This window comes from Martelella sp. UBA3392, from assembly GCF_002358775.1.
GTDB classification, from domain to species: domain Bacteria; phylum Pseudomonadota; class Alphaproteobacteria; order Rhizobiales; family Rhizobiaceae; genus Martelella; species Martelella mediterranea.
In genome coordinates, this window is the sequence record NZ_DEPM01000019.1 from 1 (window position 1) to 7,453 (window position 7,453).

A 7,453-nucleotide genomic window follows, 5' to 3' on the forward strand; every position below is an offset into this window, starting at 1 on the left:
TCCAGAAGATCGCGGGCGAAATCCAGAACGGCGTCGACCTGCCCGAACAGCCCGGCATGGCCGGAGCCCTGAAGGGCGTAGCAATTCTCGTCATGCACCTCGCCCGCCATCACCCGACCGCGCCAGGTGCAGCGCTCGGTGGCGGCCGTTTGCTCCGGCGCGGCGGACCAGGCGAAGCCCGGACCAGGATCGAGATCACGGATCGTCTTGCCGGAAAGCCGCTCCAGCGCGATACCGAGCAGGATGTAGTTGATATCGGAATAGACTGGCGTTTCCACCCGCCGCCATTCCCGCTGCAGCACGAAGGCTCTCAGGCGGTCCGGATCGCCGCCATAGGTGTAGATCGGCTCGACCGCGGGAAAATGCGTCTGGTGCCCGAGGCACTGGCGGAAGGTCACCTGCCGCTCCCAGCAGTTGGGATCATATTGGCGGAAATCAGGGATCAAGGAGGTGAGCGGCGCATCGAGGTCGATGTCTCCGGCTTCTGCGCGCGCCAGAATGCGCGACGTGGTGAAAATCACCTTGGTGAGCGAGGCGAGATCGAACCATGTGTCGATGGCCATCGGGCGCTCTTCGGGCACGATCGCGGCCCTGCCCGCGGAACGTGTCAAACGCCTGCCCTCAAGGTCGACCCACCCCAGAACACCGCCGGGTATGCGCTCTGCGGCGACGGCTTTCTCAAGTACCGAAAAGGCCCTGTTGAAACGGATATCGCTCATGCTTCGGCCCTCGCCATATGATCATCGCCATAAGACAGCCATTCGGCGGCCGGCGGTTCATAGCCCGCAGGGCGCACCAGCGACGGCACGTCGGTGGTGTCCACGCGATACTCCTGGTGACGGCGGTCGATGCTCGGCACCGCCGAGATCAGCCGTTTGGTATAGGAATGCCGCGGATCGGCGAGCACGGAACGGGCATTGCCGATCTCGACGATCTGGCCGGCATAGACCACTGCGATACGGTGGGCAATGCGCTCGACCACGGCCATGTCGTGGGTGACGAACACGTAGGAGAGGTTCATGTCGCGCTGCAGCTCAGTCAGCAGTTCCAGCACCATGGCCTGCACCGAGACATCGAGCGCGGACACCGCCTCGTCCAGCACCACGACGGAGGGATTCAGCATCAACGCGCGGGCGATGCAGAGCCGCTGGCGCTGGCCGCCGGAGAATTCGTGCGGATAGCGCGTCAGCGCGTTTTCAGGCAGGCCGACGCGTTTCAGCAATTCGGCCATGCGGGCGCGGCTCTCGGCGTTCAGCCGTCCGCCGGTGGCAATCACCGGCTCGGCGAGGATGCTGTCGACGCGAAGGCGCGGATTGAGCGAGGCGTAGGGGTTCTGGAACACCATCTGGATCGGATCGCCATGGGCGGCGACCGAACCGCCCTCGCCGAGCGAGAAATTGCCGCGCGTGGGCTTGGTCAATCCCATGATGGCGCGCGCCGTGGTCGACTTGCCGGAGCCGCTTTCGCCGACAATGCCAAGCGTCTCGCCCGGCATCAGATCGAAATCGATGCCATCGACGGCATGAACGGCACCCGTCCGTCTGTTGAATAAGCCGGAGGCGACGGGAAAGCGCACGGTGAGGTTTTCAACGGCAAGCGCCGGTTTGGTTTCGGGCTTGCGCGTAAAGTCGCGGCGCACCGCCCGCCCCTCGGCGAAATGCGGCACCGCCTTCAGGAGGTGCTGGGTATAGGCGTGCTGCGGGTTGTCGAGAACCGCGTCGGTCTCGCCCTGCTCCACCACCTCGCCGGCCTGCATCACCATCACCTTGTCGGCGATGCCGGCGACGAGGCCGATATCGTGGGTGATGAAGATCAGGCCCATCTCGCTTTCGCGCTTCAGCTCGGAAAGCAGCGCCAGGATCTGCGCCTGCACGGTGACGTCGAGCGCGGTCGTCGGCTCATCGGCAATCAGCAGGCGCGGATTGCAGGACAGCGCGGTCGCGATCATCACCCGTTGCAGCATGCCGCCGGAAAGCTGGTGCGGGTGGTATTTCAGCCGCCGCGCCGCATCCGGGATGCGGACGCGCTCAAGCGCCTCGCGCGCGGCATTCATCGCCTGTTTGCCGGTGAGGCCGTGATGCAGGCGGAAACTCTCCGCAATCTGCTCGCCGATGGTGTGGACCGGGTTCAGCGAGGTCATCGGCTCCTGGAAGATCATGCCGATCTCCCGACCGCGAATGCTTGTCAGGCGCTTTTCCGGCAGAGTCGCGAGGTCGACCGTGCTGCCGTCCGCCAGCGTGTAGTCAATCCGCCCGCCGGTGATCTTGCCGCCGCCGAAATCGACCAGGCGGTTGAGGCAGAGCGAGGTGACCGACTTGCCCGAACCGCTTTCGCCGACGATCGCGAGCGTCTCGCCGGCATCGAGATCGAAACTGACGCCACGCACGACCTCGTTCTTCTCCGGCTGCTTGCCGAAGCCGACGCGGAGATCGGAGACGGAAACAAGTCTGCTCATGCCTCTGCCCTCCTGGAACGGGGATCGAGAATATCGCGCAGTGCATCGCCCAGTAGGTTGAAGCCGAGAATGCCGAGCATGATCGCAAGTGCGGGGAAGATCAGCAGCCAGGGCGCCATCTCCATCAGGTTGCGCGCCTCGCTCAGCATCAGGCCGAGCGAGGCCTGCGGCGGCTGGGTGCCGAGGCCGAGGAAGGAAAGCCCCGCCTCCGTCAGCAGCGCCCAGGCGAGCGCCAGCGTCACCTGCACGGTGAGCGGCGCCACCAGATTGAGCAGCATGTGCCGCGACAGGATGTAGGAACGCGATGAGCCGAAGGTGCGGGCGGCATCGACGAATTCGCGGGACTTCAGCGACAGCGCCGGGCCGCGCACCACGCGGGTGAAGATCGGCGTATAGACGAAGGCGATCGCCATCACGCTGGTCCAGGTGCCGGGGCCGACAATGGTGATGATCAAAAGCGCCAGCAGGATCGCCGGAAACGCCAGCAGCACATCCATCAGCCGCATGATCGCGCCATCCCAATTGCCGCCGAACCATGCGGCCGCAAGGCCGAGCACGATGCCGGCGATCGTTGCCAGCGCCACGGAGGAAAAGGAAACGATGAAGGATTGCGCGATGCCGATCATCAGCCGGCTCGCGACATCGCGGCCCAGCAGATCGGTGCCCATCCAATAGGTCGCGGACGGCGCATGCAGGCGATCAAGGCGGAACTGCGTCAGCGGGTCATGCGGGGTGATGCCGATCAGACCCAGGATCGCAATCACGATGTAGAGCCCGACAATCGCGCCGCCGATGCGGCCGCTCGGATGGGAAAAGATCGAACGCAGGAGAGCCATCACTGCGCTCCCAGCCGGATACGTGGATCGAGCGCCGCATAGGCAAGATCGACCAGCAGATTGACGATCATGAAATTGAGCGCGATGAACAGCACGCTGCCCTGCACCAGCGCATAATCGCGCTGGAGAATGGCGTCGAGCACCGTGCGCCCGAGACCCGGCAGCGCGAACACCTGCTCGACGATCACCGCCCCGCCCAGCAGATAGCCGAACTCGACGCCGGAGACGGTAACCACCGGGATCAGAGCATTGGGCAGCGCATGATGCCAGATCACCTTGCGCTGCGGCACGCCCTTGGCGCGGGCGGTGCGGACATAGTCATCGGAGAGAATATCGAGCATGGCGGAACGCGAGATGCGGGTGACGGCGGCGGCAAAAGCGAAACCCAGCGTGAGAGCCGGCAGGATCATCTGCGCGAGGTTCTTCAGCGGATCTTCGAACAGGGGCGTGAATGTGCCCATGGCCGGCAGCACGCCGAACCAGACGGACAGCGCGTAGATCGCGAGCAGCGCGACCACGAAGCTTGGCGTCGACTGGCCGATCATCGCGACCACGCGAACGATGAGGTCGGACGGCCTTTCGGCATGGGTGGCGGCGTAAATGCCGGCCGGCAGGCCAATGGCGAGCGCCACGATCATCGACAGCAATGCCAGCTCCAGCGTCAGCGGAAACACCCGCAGGATGACGTCCAGCACCGGCTTGCCATAGGTGACCGAAATGCCGAGATCACCATGCAGCGCACCGCCGAGCCAGTGCCAATACTGGCCGAACCAGCTCTGGTCCATGCCGAAATAGGTTTCAAGTGCTGCCCGCTGGCCCGGCGTCAGCAGGCCGGCCTCGGTCCCCAGCATCGCCGTGATGGCGTCGCCGGGAACCAGCCTGATCGAGATGAACACGAGGACCGACACCCCGAGCATGACCAGAGGAAAGGTCACCAGTCTTCGGGTCAGATAGTTCATGGGGCGTTGACCTCGCGTCCTTGCTTATTCGCCGATGGTGACTGTGGTGAGGCCGAAAAGCGAGCCCGTCGGCGTCGCCTCGAAGCCCTTCACCTTGTCGGTGCTGGCGGTGTAGCTGTAACCGGTATAGAGCCAGACCCAGGGCGAAACCTCGGTGATATGCTTTGAGAATTTAGCGAATATTTCCTTGCGCTTGGCCGGATCGGTTTCCACGCGGCCCTCATTCATCAGCGTATCGAGCTCGTCGTCGATATAATGGGCGACGTGGTTGAGGTTGCCGTCCTTGGTCCAGTAGCGGTTATACATGGTGTAGGGATCGGTACGACCGCCGTTCAGCGCCACGGCCATGTCGAAATCGCCCTTCAGCCAGCGGTCGATATAGACGTTGAGCTCCATCATCTCGATCTCGAGATCGATCCCGATCTCGGCAAGCTGCGACTGGATGACCTGAGCCTCTGCCGCCGCCGTCGGCGGCTCGCCGGTTGCGGCCATCACCTTGGCGGAGAAGCCGTCCGCATAGCCGGCCTCTTCCATCAAAGCCTTGGCCTTGTCGAGATCCTGCGTGTAGCAGAACAGTTCAGAGGGGTCGGTGGCGAAGGCCGGCATGGTCAGCGGGCCGGTGACCTTGCCCTCGCCCAGAAGGGCGGCATCCAGCACGTCCTGCCGGTCGATCGCGCAGGAGATCGCCTGACGGACCTTGAGCTCCTGCATCGCGCCTTCCTCGGCATTGAGCTGAAGTACGTGGTAGGACAGCACCGGCTCGCGATCGAGCGTGAGGCCGGGATTATTCGGCACCAGCGTGGCGACCAGCGGATCGTTGATCAGCGCGAAATCGACCTGGCCGGTGCGCAGCGATGCCAGAATGGCGGTCTCGTCCGGCAGGACCGAGATGTCGAGCCCGTCTATGCTAAGTTCGCCGCCGGCCCAGTTTTCATTGGCCGTCAGCGTCTCGCTGGAATTGGGCGCCCAGTTGTCCAGCACGAAGGGGCCGGAGCCGAGGGTCTCGGTTCCAAGCGTGCCGGCCTCGATCGCCGAGGCGGGCACGATCGCCGCGTTGATCGAGGACATCGCAGTCAGCAGCGGAACGTCCGGCTGCGACAGGTTGAAGACGACGGTTTCATCATCCGGCGTATCGATGGTTTCGATCGACAGGAAGTTGGAGCGGGCCGCCGCACTGGTGGCCTCGTCCAGAATGCGCTTGAACGACGCTTTCACATCCGCCGGCATCACCTTATCACCATTGGAGAATTTTGCATTCGGATCGAGCTTGAATGTGAGCGTCTTGCCATCCTCGGAGAATTCCCAGGAGGAAGCGATGGCCGGCACCACGTTCAGTTCGGCATCGGTACGCACCAGCGGCTCGTAGACGAGTTCCAGCAAGCGGATCGACGCGAAGGCGGTCTGCTTGTGCGGGTCGAGGCCGGTCGCATCCTGCGACCATGCCATTTTCAGTGTCTCTGCCGCCGCCGGCGCGGCCGTGAGCGCGGCGGCTATCGCCAGCGCCGATGCGATCGTCTTGATTTGAACTCTTCCCATGATCCTATCCCTCGAGATGATGATTATTGCCGGTCGTCGCGACCGGAGCGACTTCAGTCTTCGCGGCCTTGCGCCGTCTTCTGGTTGATAGCCTTGCGCAGATAGCCGCCCGATTTCGTCAGGAGATCGCGGCCTTCCTGCAATTCCATATCCGTCAGCGCCAGCAATATGGCGAGCTTGACGTCATTTCCGGTTTTCTCGAGCAGCGCCGTCGCCGCGTCCGCGCCAACGCCGGAGGCCTCCATGACGATGCGCACCGCGCGGGCATAAAGCTTGGCGTTGCTGACCGTCACATCGACCATCAGGTTCTGGTAGACCTTGCCGATCCGGATCATGCTCGCCGTGCTCAGCATGTTGAGCACGAGCTTCTGCGCCGTGCCGGACTTCAGGCGGGTGGAGCCGGTCAGGACCTCGGGGCCGACGACCGGCGCGATCGAGATTTCAGCGATTTCCGCGATCGCGGAGGCGGGGTTACACGAAAGCGCAACGGTTCCTGCCCCAACTTCGCGGGCATAGTCCAGCGCGCCGATCACATAGGGCGTGCGCCCGCTGACGGCGATTCCGACCACGACATCGCGCTTCGAAAGATTGACGGCCTCAAGATCGGCGCGCCCCAAAGCAGGGTCATCCTCCGCGCCTTCAACGGCGGTGGTGAGCGCGGCATTGCCGCCGGCGATCAGGCCGACCACCATGCCAGGCGGAACCGAGAAGGTCGGCGGGCATTCCGAAGCGTCAAGCACGCCGAGGCGGCCGCTGGTGCCGGCGCCGATATAGATCAGCCGTCCGCCGGCATTAAACGCAGCAACGATGCGCTCGACCGCCGCCGTGATCGGCGCGATCTCGCGAGCGACGGCCCCAGCCACTAGCCCATCCTCGGCGTTGATGGTCTCGAGTATTTCGCGCGTGCTCAGAAGATCCAGTTCGACGCTTTTCGGATTGCGCCCTTCGGAGACCAGTTTGTCGAGCTCGCCATTCAACAGATTCACGTTGGAATTCCCCTGCCCTTCAAGGCTTGCCGCCGGACGAATCCGCAGCGGCAGCCTCCCACTTCAGGCAGAGGCTATAATCACAAATTCCAACTGTCAAATAATTATACGAATAATTTATTCCAAACTCGACCAGTCGATCAGCAAAAACCAATTCGCAACAATTCCATTGTATTCCTGAATTCAGGAATTTATTATTCTTATACGTCGACCCTTTCCGAAAGGCAGGCCATGTCCGTTCTCAGCATCATCGAAGCCCAGCTTGAAAGCCTTGCGCCGGCAGACCGGCAGATCGGCGACTTCATCCTCGCCCATCCGGACGAGGTGCTGCGGCTGTCTTCGGCCAGCCTTGCCGAAAAGACGGGGCGCAGCCAATCGAGCGTGGTGAAGTTCGCCCAGAAACTCGGCTTTTCCGGCTATCAGGACATGAAGTTCGCCGTCAGCAAGGCGAAGGCCAGCGAATGGCGCGCGCCCGGCGCGCTGCATTCGACCATCGAGCTGGACGACAGCCAGGCCACGATCGCGCAGAAGCTGCTTGCCAGCAAGATGCACGCCATGCAGCAGACGCTCGCCGCCAATGACGAGACCGCGATTTCCCGGGCGCTCGACATCACCGACGCGGCGCGGCGCATTCATGTGGCCGGCGTCGGCGCGTCCTCGCTGGTGGCGCGCGATTTCTGC

6 protein-coding genes and 1 pseudogene are annotated in these 7,453 nt (G+C 63.4%); 1 reads left to right on the forward strand and 6 read right to left on the reverse strand.

Features of this window, described 5'->3' with window-relative positions:
- The 6 genes from B4E36_RS01690 to murQ all read right to left on the reverse strand — a co-directional run.
- Positions 1-719 (reverse strand): serine hydrolase domain-containing protein (locus tag B4E36_RS01690; RefSeq protein ID WP_345899902.1); only part of this gene is annotated, 719 nt, incomplete at its 3' end.
- Positions 716-2,455 carry an ABC transporter ATP-binding protein gene (locus B4E36_RS01695; RefSeq protein ID WP_292059012.1) on the reverse strand — a complete coding sequence of 580 codons (1,740 nt, stop codon included), beginning with the start codon at positions 2,453-2,455 and terminating at the stop codon, positions 716-718. The genes B4E36_RS01690 and B4E36_RS01695, both read right to left, overlap by 4 nt.
- Positions 2,452-3,291, reverse strand: coding sequence for an ABC transporter permease (locus B4E36_RS01700; protein WP_345899903.1), 840 nt, complete (start codon positions 3,289-3,291; stop codon positions 2,452-2,454). The genes B4E36_RS01695 and B4E36_RS01700 overlap by 4 nt, the downstream gene beginning before the upstream one ends.
- Positions 3,291-4,250, reverse strand: coding sequence for an ABC transporter permease (locus B4E36_RS01705; RefSeq protein WP_292059008.1), 960 nt, complete (start codon positions 4,248-4,250; stop codon positions 3,291-3,293). Before B4E36_RS01705 ends, B4E36_RS01700 begins: the two co-directional genes overlap by 1 nt.
- A gap of 24 nt (positions 4,251-4,274) precedes the next feature.
- Positions 4,275-5,786 (reverse strand): ABC transporter substrate-binding protein, encoded by a 1,512-nt coding sequence (locus tag B4E36_RS01710; protein WP_292059006.1) that lies wholly within the window; start codon positions 5,784-5,786, stop codon positions 4,275-4,277.
- Positions 5,787-5,839: 53 nt separating this feature from the next.
- Complete coding sequence (gene murQ, locus B4E36_RS01715) at positions 5,840-6,772, reverse strand: N-acetylmuramic acid 6-phosphate etherase (RefSeq protein WP_345899904.1); 933 nt, start codon at positions 6,770-6,772, stop codon at positions 5,840-5,842.
- A gap of 231 nt (positions 6,773-7,003) precedes the next feature.
- Here murQ and B4E36_RS01720 point away from each other — a divergent pair.
- A pseudogene (locus tag B4E36_RS01720) lies at positions 7,004-7,453 on the forward strand (MurR/RpiR family transcriptional regulator); the annotation flags it as partial.

Excerpts from the sequence above, each read along its gene's own strand:
- B4E36_RS01695 (WP_292059012.1), bottom strand. The coding sequence starts at position 2,455 with ATGAGCAGACTTGTTTCCGTCTCCGATCTCCGCGTCGGCTTCGGCAAG.
- B4E36_RS01700 (WP_345899903.1), bottom strand. The coding sequence starts at position 3,291 with ATGGCTCTCCTGCGTTCGATCTTTTCCCATCCGAGCGGCCGCATCGGC.
- B4E36_RS01705 (WP_292059008.1), bottom strand. The coding sequence starts at position 4,250 with ATGAACTATCTGACCCGAAGACTGGTGACCTTTCCTCTGGTCATGCTC.
- B4E36_RS01710 (WP_292059006.1), bottom strand. The coding sequence starts at position 5,786 with ATGGGAAGAGTTCAAATCAAGACGATCGCATCGGCGCTGGCGATAGCC.